Origin of the sequence: Daejeonella sp. (assembly GCF_030684675.1) — a bacterium.
Classification (GTDB): domain Bacteria; phylum Bacteroidota; class Bacteroidia; order Sphingobacteriales; family Sphingobacteriaceae; genus Daejeonella.
The window spans coordinates 58,473-74,200 of sequence record NZ_JAUXXZ010000031.1 but is presented as its reverse complement, the minus strand read 5'-3'; the positions used below and the strand labels follow the sequence as shown (position 1 = coordinate 74,200).

The following is a 15,728-nucleotide window of genomic DNA, read 5'->3' as shown; positions in this document are numbered from 1 at the left end:
TATATTTTATAGATGTATAGATATTTAGATAATTTCTTTTTTGATTTCCTTTACGGCTTCATCATAATAATTGTTTGCCCAATAAACATATGCTCCTGTAATTAACCAGGAAAACAAAATAATCCCTAAACCAACAACAATTGCTAAATTAAGAGATTCACCAATAGGCATTTTAAGGGAGTCTTTATCATAAGCCACTAAAAGTAAAAAACCTATGTAAACAAAAAGCATGACGAATGTGAACGATAGAGATATATTCCATCTGTTTTTAACAAGTTTCTTGAATGCCGCACTTTGAAGAATCTCGTGTGTGTTTGTTTTACTCATAATTTTACCTGTGTTAGTATCTAAAAAATTAATTAAAAAAGGATTTGTATTCAGAAAATGTTTGCCATTGAAACCCCGGAAAATCGGTTTTATATCATGGAAATAATGCTGCCATAAACGAATCTATAATTCTATGAAAAAAAATTGAATAAGCCGCCTTATTGCAATTAATCTTTTAAAAGTCATAAAATCGTTACGCTTTTGTTACAATGCCGGTTTCGCCGCTTCTGTTCTGTCTATATTTGACAAATATCCTCTTAAACAGCTAAATTTTAAGTTTCAAACAAATCCGATTCAGGGAACGGGTAATCAATACACATAAAAGTGCGAAACAAAACGACTTCAATAAGCCTAATCCTCCTGTCAAAAGAAGATCCGGAAGTTTTAATCCGGTGATTCTGACGATAGCATAAGCAAAATAAGGTATCAGATAACAAAGCAGGGTATCGGTGCCTGCAGGTTTTATGATATCGAACCACTTGCTCTTTTTCCAGACATCCGCTACCCAATAGATCAGGGTAAAGGCCATTAAAGTAAAGGCTGAACAAAGAAATAGCCATGAAGGGGTAGCACCTAGCTTAGCAAGGCCCCAATATGGGCGGGTTATTATCGATAAACCTATTAAAACCGATGATGAAATCAGAAATATCAGGGTGAGCCTCCATCGCTCATTTATTTTAACATAATGCCTGAATACATAGGAAGTTAAAACCCCTCCCATTGTCAGTGCGGGCAAGGTACCTCCCAAAATAGCTCCAGGAATATATGCTGATATACTTCCGGGAATCAAACCTGCTTTATTTACCATGCTCAATACACAAAAGAAAATCCAGGCAGACAGAAGCGCATAGAAATTATTTCTTGAGAATAAGGTAACCAGGGCACCGGCAAGGTAAGCCCAGCCTATTAAACCAAGAATACCCCACCATTGGCTCGCGAAAAGAACATCTCCATTCTCCCCACCGCGATAATAATAAGCTAAAATTATCAAAGTAATGATGCCGGAAATCTTCAGGATATTTTCCAGGGCTTTATTGACTTTACTTGAATAGGTATTCCAAATTAAAATAAAACAGAAGCAGCTTAGCGGATACCAGAGCCAGGCGGGGATTCCCATCGCTGCAGCGTTAACAGTTTCACCGTTAACAAGAAACACACCCATTACTAATAAGGCAACAGTCCTGAATAAAATATGCTGAACTATTCCGGCAGTACTATCACCTTTTTTAATCCTGTTATCAATAGCGTATGGTAATGAAAGTCCCACAATAAACAGAAAAGCGGGGAAAATTACATCTGAAAAACCTATTCCATCTACCCCTCGTTTTACGTGTTTCAACCCTTCCGGGATATCAGTCAATGACCAGAAATCGTTAACAAAGATCATGAATACCATCGTAATAGCCCTTAAAATATCGATGGAGGATATACGCTGTGCGGTGAAACTTGGTTTGGGGTTCTCTAACTGGTTTTCAGGGACACTTGATATCATATAATAATCATAAATTGGATTTCTGGACAAACAAATCGGGATAACGGTTTACTAAAGTAAAGAATTAGCCCTGATTATTTAGACCGATAGTATTACATTTATAATAAATTAACCGGAATATTTTAAAAAAGGGATGAAACTAAATCTTAGAACATCAATTCTGCTGCTGCTAACCATTTTTAGCTCGGGCATGCAAACAAATATGGCCTTTGCCCAAACGTTCAGAACCTTTAATAAACCTGTCGTATTTGATGAACTGCGAAAAAAACTCTCGGTTGAATACCTGAAAGAACGTCATGGAATAATTCAGGACTCTGCCACTATTGTTCCCAGAATGATTGTGCTCCACTGGACCGCTATCCCTACCCTTGAACAATCATTTGATGTAATGAATCCTGCCCTCCTGCCCGGTGCCAGAAGTGGAATTGCAGGGGCAAGCAGTTTAAATGTGGCCGCACAATTTCTCGTAGATCGTGATGGAGTCATTTTCAGACAATTGCCTGAAACTGCCTTCGCCCGTCATACCATAGGACTTAACTATTGTGCCATCGGCGTAGAAAATGTGGGTGGCAGTAATTCTCCATTAACTGAAGAACAACTGGAAGCAAATGTTGCATTGATCAGGTACCTTAAGAAAAAATATAATATTGAATATGTGATCGGGCACCATGAATACAAATCATTTATTGGTCATCCACTTTGGAAAGAGAAAGATCCGAATTACCTGACAAATAAAACTGATCCGGGTGATGAGTTTATGAGCAATATAAGGGAAAAAATAAAAGATCTGGATATAAAAGGTGCCATAAAGAAATAAGAGAATAAAAACTCAGTATCAACATTTTCAGGAAAACCGGAAGTGCCTGCCTCAATAAAGAAAGAGCATGATTACCTTCTTGAAAAGCTTCATAAAATTACTTCCGTCAATGACAGTACGGGCCTGGCTGCAAAAAAACTTTACAATTTGATGCAGCATCAATTAATGAAGAAAAAGATTATGTATTGCCTCCTTTGGGAATGCTCCTCCAATTAACTAATGGAAAAATACCTGAACAAACTAAAAATGTGATCGCATTAACAGAAAAATTAAAATCTCAGTTAAACCATATGAGTGCTGAGCATCAACTGATCGAAGCTTTTCTGGATGAAATGAAGCAGGCAGATACCAATCAGCAATATCCTGAAATCATTGACCTCGAAAAAGAGGTTTATAAACATGCAAAAATCGAAGAAGAAGTTTTATTCCCTGCTTCAATTTTAGTCGGAGATTATTTAAAACTTAAAAATTCAAAACTAAGCCCCAAGTCAGAGTAATTATGAAAGTAATGCGTGTTTATATGGCTTGCATACTGAGTCTGAATACCCTGATAACTTTTGGGCAACCGATCAATCCTGATAGTGTAATATCGGCAACAAAGGAATTGCATAAATACAAAAAGCAGCTATTAAGCGCCCTTTCAGATCCGCAGAAAAAGAAAGTCCCGCTCATACAAAGAATGATCGAACTGGGAATGTGGGAAGAGGCCAGTCTGGCAATTAACCGATTCAAACCTGCAACAAGCGAATATCAGCTCATGTCTGCAGAATACCACATTATACGTAATGAATTTAAAAAAGCAGAAGTTCTGGTTCATGAAGTACTAAATAAACAATCCGGGAACGAACATGCGATATTATTGAAAGCAGGGCTGGAAATTCAAGCCTGGCGTTTACAGGAAGCTGTAGGGATTTGTGATAAGGCTCTGAAAAAGAAAACATCTGAAAAATTACTATTGACACTTGGAAGGGCGAAGTTATTGCAAAAAAAATACAAGGATGCTCTTGCAATCGCCAAAAGCATCATGAAGACAAATCCTAAAAGTGCGGGAGCTTATTTACTTGAAGCGGACGTCTTTTTCTGGGATCAGCAGCCCGAACTTGCAGAATCTCCGCTAAGGAAATCACTTGAATTAGACCCGTTTAATGCCGATGCCCGTTTCAGCTATGGCTATGCCATTTGGAGAAGGATTGATGCCCGGCAATTGAATGCAATGGCCGCTCAGTGGGAACTGGCGTTAGCCATTAATCCATTACATTATCAAACCCACTGGCATTGGGGTAACGGGCATACCAATTTAACTTATGCTGATTATGCTGAGAAGGATGATGAGCTGATTCGGAAAGCCTTAGAAAAGAGCGATGATCTGGTTCGACAGAAACAAATACCCCAGGCAATTGAATTAATAAATAAAACAGAAAAGCAATACCCTACATCGGTATTACCACGATTGCACAAAGCTTCACTTTATTATATTGCCTATGAGATTGACAGGAATATCCGCTTGGATTCAGCTGAACATATTTTCAGAGAAATACTGGAAAGGAAAAAGCACTACGGGCCTGCTCATAATGGCTTATCGGCAGTAATTAAGTCAAAGCGCATTGGATATCTTTCAAGCTTTGATTCTATCACTAATGAACTAAACAACACAAAGATCAGCGATATCGATAACTTTCAAAAAGTTTTTCCTGATGTTAGTTATTATCCCGGCGACGGAATAAAAGCAATGGCGTGGAACCAGCTTTACACATCTGTAGTCTATTTTCCTTTCCTTTCGAGACAAAATAACTCATTCCGGATTCCACCACTGCATAAGGATCTGGCCATAACAATGAATGCTCCATACTTCCGGTTTATGACCACTTTTGATAACAGACAATGGATGGATATCCGGGGAGTTGGGAGTGGTGCTGCAGCTATTGAATACGTAGAACGGGGGGCATTTATGGAGCGAAATGTGATCCTTCATGAATATGTTCACCTGTTTCATGGCAGGGTATTAACAGATTCGGAAAATCGGTCCATAAGAGCTTTGTATTATAAAGCGATGAAGGAGAAACGCACACTTGATTACTATTCTCAGAATAATGAAAGCGAATACTTTGCCCAGACCTATCCGGCCTATTTTGAGCCTGTAAAAGTCCATCCTCTGGACTTTAAATCTATGAATACCACTTCAGACCTTAAAAGCAAGGATCCGGAAATGTACCGTTTCATAGATCAACTCGTTAAAAAGGAAAGAGCTTATCTTGCAGGAGACAAACAAGCAATGGCAAGTAATTGGTCTCAAATCTATCTGAATCTGAGTAACAATGTTAAGCAAAGAAATAAGGAACTTGGATTCGCATACCTGGATACTGCCTTACAATTTGATCAGAAATACCTACCTATTTATCTTGCTGAAGCTACACTAAATCTGGAGGCGAAAAATTTCAAGGCAGCAGAAGAATGGATTAAAAAGGCCGAATTGATCAATCCCGGTTACGCCCCTATATATGTTGCCTATTCAGAACTCCGTGCTGCACAGCAGGCGGTAAATGAGATTGAACAAAAAACTGCTATACAGGAACAAGCAAAGTTTTTGAATAAAGCCTTTGATCTTGAAGATGATTATCAGGAGTTGTCGGATATCAACAGAGCCCTGAGAGAAATGTATAAAAGCAACGGCATGATCGCTGAAGCCATTGAGAGTGCCGACCAATATGGAAAAAACGGTGCAATAATCTCAACCTATTTGAGAGATCAAAGGAATGATGCCATTGCATTTTCAGCTGTATTAAGATCTGAATTAGGCTATTCCGGATCTGTTAATATATTGAAGAGTCTTGTTGAGCAGAAGCCTCAGAACTATGAATACAGAAACATTTATGCAGATGCACTGTTTGAAATAAGGCAGTATGAGATTGCTATTTCAACCATAAAAGAAGCGCAACGAATTCTTGCTGCGTCAGGAAATTCAAGAGCAGATTTCAATTTAAGACTTGCAGATCTCTACCATGAATTGGGCAAAAAGGATAGTAGCGATGTATATATTAAAGCTTTATATAAAAATAGTTTAAGAAATCTCAGGGAGACTGATAAGTTACGATTTGTGCGATTATTGAATTCAAGCAGGAATCCCCTGGTTGCCGAAGAGGTATTTCAAGCAATAGTCCCAAAAGGTAACTCCTTTTTTATGTCAGATTACTATTATACAAAAGGACTGATCTTGGAGTCACAATCTGATAAACCAGGAACTCTTGAAAGTTATGAAAAGTCTGTAACCCATAATTACTATAATTTCAAAGCACTCAGAAAACTCATCATCTTTTATGAAGCTGAAGGAAATGGAATTAAAGCAGATGAGTTAAAATCGAGAATGGGAAATTTAAATAGCAAAGTATCTGAAGGTATTGTTCCTGAATAATTGTGATGGATTAGGATTTTATTCATTTTTTTTAAGAAACACCTTATCGTATAGATTAATAATCTGAAAACCAGGTAATATTTCCATACTTTTATATTGTGAAAAAAATGCTTTCCATATTGCTTCTTTCTGCTTATCTGGTCTCTTCCACAGAGTTTAACCAGATGCTGAAATTGCCATTGCTTCTGGAGCATTTCAATGAACATAAATCATTGAATCAGGGAACAACATTCTGGGGATTTCTGGTCATGCATTACACTAATAATGATGTAAAATATGCCGACCATGACAAGGATATGCGTCTTCCGTTCAAATCTCATGAAGGTTCTGTACACAGTATCGTATTAACATTTATTCACAATCCCACTATCCTGACACTTATTAAACCTGTAGTAATTGATTTGAATGAATATAATCTCCGGGAGAATATCTGTTTTAATTCGACCTACCTTTCCAATATCTGGCAGCCGCCTAAATTCTGTTAAACAATTTTATAAAATTCTTTTACCACTCTAAATTAAGAGCTGGTACATTTTTATTATCAATAAATTGTTAAACAATACAATATATGTTAAACGCAATTATAGAGTTTTCCGTCAGGAATAAACTCATTGTAGGACTGTTTGTCATCGGGCTTATTGTCTATGGTGGCTGCCAAACAACAAAACTACCGATTGATGCCGTTCCTGATATTACAAATAATCAGGTTCAGGTTATCACCGTTGCCCCTTCATTCGGTGCAACAGATATTGAACGATTGGTAACCTTTCCAATCGAGCAGGCAAACAGTAATATCAAAGGAATAAAAGAGATCAGAAGCTTTTCAAGATTTGGTCTTTCGCTGGTAACCATTGTCTTTAATGATGAAATAGATGTTTACTGGGCAAGGCAACAAGTTGCTGAGCGGCTTCAGCAAGTACAAACAATAATTCCTCCGGGTATAGGAACACCTGAATTAGGTCCGATTTCCACTGGACTTGGCGAAATTTATCAGTATGTGGTGAGGCCGGAAAAAGGCTATGAAAACAAATATGATGAAACTGAACTCAGAACCATTCAGGACTGGATTGTAAGGCGCCAATTACTTGGTGTTGAAGGAGTTGCTGAAGTAAGCAGTTTCGGAGGAAAGCTAAAACAATATGAAGTAACGGTTGACCCCAATAAATTACAATCCTTTAATATTACCATTCATGATGTTTTCAATGCACTTGAACAAGGTAATCAAAATACAGGTGGAGCTTACATTGAAAAAGGACCTACTGTACTTTTTATCCGATCTGAAGGTCTTATTGGCTCAAAAGAAGATATTGAAAGTATCAGTATAAAAAACACAGAAAGTGGTTCGCCTATATTCATCAGGGATGTAGCTGAAATCAATATCGGATATGCCACACGATACGGGGCTATGACCTATAATGATGAAGGTGAAGTTTCGGGAGCTGTTGTAATGATGCTTAAAGATGCCAATAGCAGTAAGGTAATTAAAAATGTTAAAGAGAGAATTGCCATAATTCAAAAAACACTGCCTGAAGGGGTAATTATTGAGCCATTTCTTGACCGGACAAAAATGGTAAACAATGCCATTTTTACGGTAGAGAAAAATTTGCTTGAAGGAGCTTTGATTGTTGTCTTTATCCTGGTGCTTTTTCTTGGCAACTTCCGGGCAGGCTTGCTTGTTGCTTCAGTAATTCCTTTGGCAATGCTATTTGCAATTATTCTGATGAATACCTTCAAGGTAAGCGGTAACCTGATGAGTTTAGGGGCACTTGATTTTGGTTTGATCGTGGACGGCGCCGTTATTATAGTGGAAGCTGTAATGCATCAGATATCACATGGTAACAGGTATGCAATGGTAAATCGCCTAACCCAATCAAATATGGATGATGAGGTCAAGAAATCAGCAAGTAAAATGATGAATAGTGCTGTTTTCGGACAAATAATAATACTAATTGTTTATCTGCCTATTCTAACCTTACAGGGCATTGAGGGTAAGATGTTTAAACCAATGGCACAAACCGTAGCATTTGCACTTTTGGGAGCATTTATACTATCTGTGACTTATATTCCAATGATGAGTGCCTGGTTTTTGAGTAAAAAAGTGAAACACAAACCAAATCTATCAGACAGAGTAATGTACCGGATAGAGAGGTGGTATCAAAATTTACTCTCAAAAATCTTACGTTTTCCAAAAGCTGTGCTGGGAACGGTTATTGTGCTTTTCATTACTGCAGTGTTTATACTTTCAAGACTTGGAGGAGAATTCATTCCGGCATTGGAGGAGGGAGATTTTGCAGTTGATACACGGGTATTAACTGGAAGTAATCTCAATACTACGATTGAAAGCACCACGAAAGCCGCCCATATCCTCAAAACACAGTTTCCTGAGGTTTTAAAAGTTGTAACTAAAATTGGAAGTGGTGAAGTACCTACAGATCCGATGCCAATGGAGGCAAGTGATATGATGGTCATTCTTAAGGATAAAGAAGAATGGACATCTGCAGAAACCTTTAATGAATTGGCAGAAAAAATGGGGAAAGCACTTCAGGATGTACCTGGAATTACTACAGGCTTTCAATATCCTGTACAAATGCGTTTTAATGAATTAATGACTGGTGCAAGACAGGATGTAGTTTTGAAAATTTTCGGTGAGGACCTTGATACTCTTGCCAGATATGCAGGCAATCTGGGTAAAATTGTAAATACAGTTAAGGGTAGCCAGGATTTGTTCATTGAGCCAGTTACAGGAATGCCGCAAATCGTTATTGAGTATAACAGAGCCACCATTGCCCAGTATGGTTTAAAAATTTCTGATATCAATAAAGTAGTCAACACTGCATTTTCAGGGCAAAGCACAGGACTTATTTTTGAAGGCGAAAAGCGTTTTAATCTTGTAGTACGACTAAATACCGAAAGGAGAAAAGACCTTGAAGATGTACGAAATTTATTAATTCCTACACCGCAAGGCAGTAATATCCCACTTTACCAGCTTGCTAAGGTAGAGATAAAGGATGGTCCTAATCAGATACAACGGGAAGATGCAAAACGCAGAATTGTAGTCGGTTTTAATGCAAGAGGGCGTGATGTACAGAGTATTGTAAATGAGCTGCAATTAAAAGTTGATGAACAGATAAAACTTCCGGTAGGATATTATATCACGTATGGTGGTGCATTTGAGAACCTTAATGCAGCAAAGCAAAGACTGATGATCGCTGTTCCGGTGTCTTTGCTACTCATTTTTTTACTTCTATTTTTTGCTTTTAATTCTGTGAAACACGGCTTAATTATCTATACGGCCATACCCCTGTCGGCTATTGGTGGGATTTTCTTTTTGGCACTGCGTGGGATGCCCTTTAGCATCAGTGCCGGAATTGGTTTCATCGCATTATTTGGAGTCGCAGTTTTAAACGGAATTGTCCTGATTGCCGAATTCAACAGGCTTAAAGCATCAGGACTTAAAAATCTAAATAGAATCGTACTTATGGGAACAAAAATTCGCTTGCGTCCGGTTATGATGACTGCATTTGTAGCATCTCTGGGATTCTTACCAATGGCATTGAGCAGCGGAGCCGGGGCTGAAGTTCAGAAACCCCTGGCTACCGTGGTTATAGGGGGCTTAATGATTGCTACCCTGCTGACTTTATTTGTTCTGCCAATACTCTACATCATTTTTGAGAAAACAGGAAAATCAAAAGTTTCAAAGATACCGGCAGCCTTACTGTTGGTAATAGTATTTTCGGGTATTCTTGAAGCAAATGGACAAGAGCGGATAAGTCTTCAAGCGGCTATTGATACCGCTTTAAAGAATAACTTATCAGTTAAAAATGAAAAGCTTAAAGCTGAATATCAGCAAAAGCTGATCAGTTCATCAGCAAATGTTCCACAGGCGAATCTGAGTACAGAGTTTGGGCAGATAAACAGTATCTATAATGATAACCGATTCGGGCTAAGTCAGTCCTTTAGTTTTCCAACTGTCTATTCCAATCAAAAAAAGGTTCTGAATGAAGAATGGAAGGCCTCAGTTTTAAGTGTCTCATTAAAAGAAGCTGAAATCAAAAGGGCAGTTTCTCAGATCTATCACAGTATTGTTATTCTGAGGGAGAAGGAAAAACTTCTATTGCAGGCAGACAGCATCTATTCAGAATTTGTGAAGAAAGCCAATTTAAGGTTTAAAACAGGTGAGAGCAATGTATTAGAGAAAGCAACGGCGCAAAGTCAGCGGGGCGGTATCTTTCTGCAATTAAAATCCTTACAGGAAGAGATTCAACTGGCAAAACTACAACTACAGCTAGTTCTAAACACTACGAATCGATTTGAACCAATAGTGAATTCTTTAAGAATTGATCTCCCGGTTATGGTGTCATCTCAGGCATTGGAAGAACATCCCCTATTGAAAATTACAGATCAGCAGAAGATAATCACAGCCGCAAATACCACTCTGGAGCGATCAAAAATGCTGCCTGATTTAAGTCTAGGCTATTTCAATACTAGTATTCAGGGTACTGGTGCAGATAATACACTGTATTCTCCATCCAAACGCTTTAATTCGGGTCATATCGGAATTGGGATACCCATATTTGCCGGTGCTCAGAAAGCAAGAGTAAATGCTTCAAGAGTACGTGAAATGATAGCTGATAATGAATATCAGAATCAGCTTCAAACGATTGAAAATCAATATGAAAGTGCCCAATCACAATATGAAAGCTATTTGGAGGCTGCAAATTATTTTGAAAAGAATTCCCTGCCTGAAGCAAAAACAATCAGTGAAACGGCTGATAAACAATTTATAAACGGTGACATCAATTATCTGGATTGGGTAATGCTGAATAACCAAGCTATAGTTATCCGGAATAATTATCTGGATATCATAAAGGCTTTAAATGAAAGCATTATTAATTTAAATTATTTAGGCTCAAAACAATAAATCAAATGAAAAATATTATAATCTTATCTGCTATTTTATTAATAACAGCCTGTGGAACCAAGAGTCCTACGGAAGAGGTTAAAGCAGATGCAAATGCAAACCAAAATATAGTGAATCTGACAGAGGCTCAATTTAAATCTGCAGGAATCGTTTTAGGGAAACTGGAAAATAGAAGTATTGCTTCAGTTTTAAAAGCAAGTGGTACGATAGATGTTCCACCCCAAAACATGATATCTATATCAATGCCAATGGGCGGCTATTTAAAGTCGACAAGACTTATACCCGGTATGCAGGTTAGAAGAGGCGAAACCATTGCAATAATGGAGGATCAGCAATACATACAGCTGCAACAGGAATACCTCACCATCAAATCGAAACTGGTGTTTAGTAAAGCAGAGCTCGAGCGTCAAAGGGAATTAAATCAAAGTAAAGCGAGCAGCGATAAGATCTTTCAGCAGGCTCAGATGGACTATAGTACTTTAACTATAAGCCTGAACTCACTTGCCCAAAAACTGCGCCTGATTAATATTAATCCAAACAATATTACTGAGAATACTATTTCAAGAACTGTTCCTCTGCATTCGCCTATTGGAGGTATTGTTTCGAAAGTGAATGTCAATATTGGACGATTTGTAAATCCGTCGGATATACTTTTTGAAATTATCGACCCATCAAACATACATTTAAACTTAAAAATATTTGAAAAGGATCTTGCTAAACTTTCTAAAGGACAAAAATTAATGGCCTATACCAATAATCAGCCTGATAAAAAGTATCCATGTGAGATTAGCCTGATCAGTGGAGATATCAGTACAGAACGAACAGCAGAGGTTCATTGTCATTTTGAAAATTTTAACAAATCCTTAGTACCCGGAATGTATATGAATGCTGAGATCGAAATAAAAAGCCATGAAACCCTCGCCATTCCGGAAGAAGCAATTGTTAGTTTCGAAGGTCTGGATTATGTATTTGTTAAAAAGGGAGGAACGGAATTTGAGATGAAGGCCGTTGAAACCGGTGTAAAAGAGAATAAATATGCAGAGGTGATCAATAGTGCTGCCTTTGCTGACAAAGAAATAGTGACAAAAGGAGCCTATACCCTACTGATGTCTCTTAAAAATAAATCTGAAGAGTAATATAAAATAGGTCCTTTGTATATTAAAAAGGACCTATACCTTATAGCGAGAGTTCGACATAAAATCTTACCGATTAAATTAAAATTGAAGATTTTTCTCTTGTTTAGAAAGCAGGGTTTGTGCCTCTTCTGTCCCGGTTTCCCGTATTCTGCAATATTTTTGCTGCAGAATTATTAAATATCCTAGCTAGCGCGCGCGCAATGTCATTATTTAAGGGGCAGGAGGTTCTGGCTTCCGCCAGAATCTTCCGCCAGAATGACAATGCATTTTTTTAATAATGGAGGAGATCCTGACTTTCGTCAGGATCACTTTCGTCAGGATCGTAATCCTTAAATAATGTCACCGCGAATACACCAACAGAACCGGGCTGCCCGTCCCAATGAAAAACAGCTCAGGGTAAAATAAACCTTGCCGGAGGAGGTAACTTCCGGCTATTCGTAATTTGAAATAGAACGCGATTTTCTGCCGGAACTACCCCCGGAGGAAAGGGCTGAACTAGCCTATAACACACAAGTATTGCTTTCCTAAATCAAATTATTTACACTCCAGAGCCTTATCTGGATAATTATAACCCTATCTTTTAACCTTCCTTAGATTCGAACTCAGGTCTATAAAAATTCAATATTAAATCAGGAGCTTAACAATCAGGATTTAGTGTATTTTCTCCCCTTCAGTTTATAGATATCTGATACCAATTGTTTTAAAGCGGCTGTAACACATTCACCAATACGAACCCCTTTTTCAGCAGAGGATTTGGTTGGATCACCATAAACACCATTGGGAGTCAACTCCTTCATCGTGCGATAAAAGGAAATTTTGGGGCCGGATAGCAAATCTCCTTCCACCGAAGGAAATGCCGGTACATTGGCTCCAGGCTTTATCAATGATTCCTGAACTAAGTGCGGGCCAATAACCTTCATCAAAGAAGTTTCAAATTCGCAAGCATGGCCGGTGCCCCCAGGACCTGTTTCTGTGATTTTCAGTAGTTCTTCTTTTGCTACATTCCACCAGGAAGCACCAAGGATATGAGCATTCGGGTTGGCAAATCCAAGTTGTTCAATAATGACCTGCATAATGCCCTGATTTCCGCCATGGCTGTTCAGCAGAATAATATTATAAAATCCATGGTTTAAAACAGATTGTATAATTTCTTTCACAACAGCCGCAAATGTATGATGACTGAGTGTAAGAGTTCCGCAAAAGCCCATGTGATGATCTGAACATCCAACTGCAACAATTGGCAGAATCAGAACTTTATCACCTATTTCATTATTAAGCAGGCTTGAAAAATGTTCCCCAATCAATCTGTCTGTAGCTACCGGCAAGTGGGCTCCATGTTGCTCAATGGCAGCAATGTTCAAGAGAACAGGAGTTTGTTTATCCAGAGCAGCGAGCTGTACGGATGTAAGTTGATCCCAATACATAAATTATCAGATTAGGAAAAAATAACAGGAGCCGGGGATCCTGTCGTATTTTTCTATTTATTAATTGTTTTGTGTTTAAATTTAATAAGTTGCTCTTCCACCTGAAAGATCGAAGGTAAATGCCGTAGAAAAACTTGCTTCAGGCGATACGATGAAAGCAGCAGTTGATGCCGCCTCTTCCAAAGTCCCGCATCGTTTCATCGGAATTTTATCAGTCATATATTTCACCTGTTCATCAGGCAGGGATTCAACCATTGCGGTACGAATTACTGCAGGTGCAAGTGCGTTGATAGTAACTCCCGTCTCAGCATATTCTTTACCCTGCACTTTGGTCATACCAATTACGGCAGCTTTGGATGTAGAATAGGCAAGCATTCCGGCATTGCCTTCCTTACCCGAAATGGAGGCTATGTGAAGAACCCTTCCATAATTATTCTTAAGCATTTTTGGTATTGCGTATTTAGAGGTATAAAATGATCCCATCAGATTCACATTAAGAACCAATTGCATATTTTCAGCCTCAACTTCATGACTAAGGATATTTGTTTTTCCAACAATACCTGCACAATTGACCAGAATATCAATCCTGCCAAAATGCTCATTTACTTTGTTAATTGAATCTGCAACTTCTGCTTCATTTGTAATATCTAAAACATAGATTTCTGACTCCCCTGCCAACAGGTTCCTTGTTTTTTGTAAACCATTTGTATCCCTATCAAATAAGGCAAGTTTTACACCCTTTTTTGATAAGTTCAAGGCGATAGCCTGACCTAAACCGGAGGCAGCTCCGGTAATAATTCCCACCTGATCTTTAAATTCAATTTTCATTACTTAATAATTTGTTTTTAATGATCCCACATACATATGCGGGATTTCAATTTCTTCCTAAATATTATTCAACCAATTCCTGTAAACTTACAGTATCTGATTTCCTGGTCAATAAATGAATGATCGTCCAGGCAAAAAGATAGGTCAATCCGCAAATAATGAAAAGCAGATTATAGCCTCCGATTAAATTCCCCGCAGATTTGTAGCTGTCCAAAATATATCCAACGAATAATGGGAACAGCATACCTCCTACCGCTCCGGACATCGCACCTATACCTGTAACAGAGCTTACTGCCTGCTTCGGAAAAAGGTCAACAACCAATGTAAATATATTTGTACTCCAGGCCTGATGTATCGCCAGCGTAAAACTGAGGATTCCAACTACCATCCATGCATTGGTTGCATACTGAGCGGAAAGTACGGTTAATTCCATAATTGCAAAAATAAAAAGTGCAGTTTTTCTTGCTTTTAAAGTCGGCCAGCCTCTTTTGATTAGCCAGGATGAAAAATAACCACCTCCTACACTTCCTAAAATGGTCATAGTATAGATTATCATCAATTCAGGGCTCAAATTCGACATATTCAGCTTGAAAGTTGAAGCGAAATAGGATGGCAACCAAAACATGAAAAACCAATAAATGGGATCAAGTAATATCTTGCCTGTAATAAATGCCCAGGTCTGAGGATATGTAAATAGTTTGAACCATTTTATTTTCACAACTTCTACCTCAGCCTCGGAATCGAGTTTTTGCCCGTCATGAATATAGTTATACTCTTCTTCAGTTAAGCGTTTGTGTTTCGATGGTACATCATAAACATATATCCAAACCAAGAGCCATATAAAACCCACAGATCCGGTAATAATGAATACTTCATGCCAGCCATAATTCCTCAGAATCCAGGGAACAATAAGCAAGGCTATGATTATACCAAAACTGGTTCCTGCATTAAATAAACCGGTAGCTAATGCTCGTTCTTTTTTTGGAAACCATTCTGCAATCGTTTTCATACCGGCAGGTACATTTCCTGATTCAGTCAGACCTAAACCAATCCTGGCTAACCCAAAGCCAGTAACACTTCTTGCGGCTGCATGCAGCATGCCCATAATGCTCCATGCCGCAACTGAAATAACATACCCGGGTTTGGTTCCAATCCGGTCAATCAACCATCCCCATGAGATCAAACCACCCGCATAAGCACCAGTAAATGCCATTACCAGAAAAGCAAAATCTGTTTCAGACCAGGTGAACTCCACTTCAAGGGTTGGTTTTAGTAAACCAAGGATTTGCCTGTCAAGGTAATTGATTGTAGTGGCCGAAACCAATAAGGTTAAGATGAGCCAGCGATAATTTTTTATTTTTCGGCCAGACATAG

Annotated in this window: 11 protein-coding genes; 6 read left to right on the top strand and 5 right to left on the bottom strand. The window is 38.3% G+C overall.

Features of this window, described 5'->3' with window-relative positions; all coding sequences use genetic code 11:
* Window positions 1–24: 24 nt before the first annotated feature.
* A complete protein-coding gene (locus Q8M41_RS06405) occupies window positions 25–327 on the bottom strand; it encodes a DUF485 domain-containing protein (RefSeq protein ID WP_305364421.1) in 303 nt (100 codons plus the stop codon).
* Between the two features lie 265 nt (window positions 328–592).
* Window positions 593–1,819, bottom strand: a complete 1,227-nt coding sequence (locus Q8M41_RS06400) for a DUF5009 domain-containing protein (protein ID WP_305364420.1) — start codon at window positions 1,817–1,819, stop codon at window positions 593–595.
* Between the two features lie 133 nt (window positions 1,820–1,952).
* Between Q8M41_RS06400 and Q8M41_RS06395 the strand changes: the two genes are divergently transcribed.
* The 6 genes from Q8M41_RS06395 (at window position 1,953) to Q8M41_RS06370 (ending at window position 12,102) form a co-directional block, all read left to right on the top strand.
* Entirely contained in the window at window positions 1,953–2,636 is a 684-nt protein-coding gene (locus Q8M41_RS06395; protein ID WP_305364419.1) for a peptidoglycan recognition family protein, read from the top strand.
* 200 nt (window positions 2,637–2,836) lie between these two features.
* On the top strand, window positions 2,837–3,133 hold the full coding sequence (locus Q8M41_RS06390; protein ID WP_305364418.1) for a hypothetical protein: 297 nt from the start codon (window positions 2,837–2,839) through the stop codon (window positions 3,131–3,133).
* A gap of 2 nt (window positions 3,134–3,135) precedes the next feature.
* Window positions 3,136–6,045 (top strand): hypothetical protein, encoded by a 2,910-nt coding sequence (locus Q8M41_RS06385; protein WP_305364417.1) that lies wholly within the window; start codon window positions 3,136–3,138, stop codon window positions 6,043–6,045.
* Window positions 6,046–6,152: 107 nt separating this feature from the next.
* Window positions 6,153–6,530 carry a hypothetical protein gene (locus Q8M41_RS06380; RefSeq protein ID WP_305364416.1) on the top strand — a complete coding sequence of 126 codons (378 nt, stop codon included), beginning with the start codon at window positions 6,153–6,155 and terminating at the stop codon, window positions 6,528–6,530.
* An 83-nt stretch (window positions 6,531–6,613) separates the two neighbouring features.
* On the top strand, window positions 6,614–10,966 hold the full coding sequence (locus Q8M41_RS06375) for a CusA/CzcA family heavy metal efflux RND transporter (protein WP_305364415.1): 4,353 nt from the start codon (window positions 6,614–6,616) through the stop codon (window positions 10,964–10,966).
* Between the two features lie 5 nt (window positions 10,967–10,971).
* The gene (locus tag Q8M41_RS06370; RefSeq protein ID WP_305364414.1) at window positions 10,972–12,102 is read left to right on the top strand and encodes an efflux RND transporter periplasmic adaptor subunit; all 1,131 of its coding nucleotides are present in this window, start codon (window positions 10,972–10,974) and stop codon (window positions 12,100–12,102) included.
* A 644-nt stretch (window positions 12,103–12,746) separates the two neighbouring features.
* Here the strand turns inward: Q8M41_RS06370 and Q8M41_RS06365 are convergent.
* The 3 genes from Q8M41_RS06365 to Q8M41_RS06355 form a co-directional block, all read right to left on the bottom strand.
* Window positions 12,747–13,526, bottom strand: coding sequence for a creatininase family protein (locus Q8M41_RS06365; protein ID WP_305364413.1), 780 nt, complete (start codon window positions 13,524–13,526; stop codon window positions 12,747–12,749).
* Between the two features lie 81 nt (window positions 13,527–13,607).
* Window positions 13,608–14,354, bottom strand: a complete 747-nt coding sequence (locus Q8M41_RS06360) for an SDR family NAD(P)-dependent oxidoreductase (protein ID WP_305364412.1) — start codon at window positions 14,352–14,354, stop codon at window positions 13,608–13,610.
* A gap of 64 nt (window positions 14,355–14,418) precedes the next feature.
* A complete protein-coding gene (locus Q8M41_RS06355; protein ID WP_305364411.1) occupies window positions 14,419–15,726 on the bottom strand; it encodes an MFS transporter in 1,308 nt (435 codons plus the stop codon).
* Window positions 15,727–15,728 lie beyond the last annotated feature (2 nt).

Bases quoted from the DNA above. Each gene is read 5' to 3' on its own strand.
- Q8M41_RS06405 (WP_305364421.1), bottom strand. From the start codon at position 327: ATGAGTAAAACAAACACACACGAGATTCTTCAAAGTGCGGCATTCAAG.
- Q8M41_RS06400 (WP_305364420.1), bottom strand. From the start codon at position 1,819: ATGATATCAAGTGTCCCTGAAAACCAGTTAGAGAACCCCAAACCAAGT.
- Q8M41_RS06395 (WP_305364419.1), top strand. From the start codon at position 1,953: ATGAAACTAAATCTTAGAACATCAATTCTGCTGCTGCTAACCATTTTT.
- Q8M41_RS06390 (WP_305364418.1), top strand. From the start codon at position 2,837: ATGCTCCTCCAATTAACTAATGGAAAAATACCTGAACAAACTAAAAAT.
- Q8M41_RS06385 (WP_305364417.1), top strand. From the start codon at position 3,136: ATGAAAGTAATGCGTGTTTATATGGCTTGCATACTGAGTCTGAATACC.
- Q8M41_RS06380 (WP_305364416.1), top strand. From the start codon at position 6,153: ATGCTTTCCATATTGCTTCTTTCTGCTTATCTGGTCTCTTCCACAGAG.
- Q8M41_RS06375 (WP_305364415.1), top strand. From the start codon at position 6,614: ATGTTAAACGCAATTATAGAGTTTTCCGTCAGGAATAAACTCATTGTA.
- Q8M41_RS06370 (WP_305364414.1), top strand. From the start codon at position 10,972: ATGAAAAATATTATAATCTTATCTGCTATTTTATTAATAACAGCCTGT.
- Q8M41_RS06365 (WP_305364413.1), bottom strand. From the start codon at position 13,526: ATGTATTGGGATCAACTTACATCCGTACAGCTCGCTGCTCTGGATAAA.
- Q8M41_RS06360 (WP_305364412.1), bottom strand. From the start codon at position 14,354: ATGAAAATTGAATTTAAAGATCAGGTGGGAATTATTACCGGAGCTGCC.
- Q8M41_RS06355 (WP_305364411.1), bottom strand. From the start codon at position 15,726: ATGTCTGGCCGAAAAATAAAAAATTATCGCTGGCTCATCTTAACCTTA.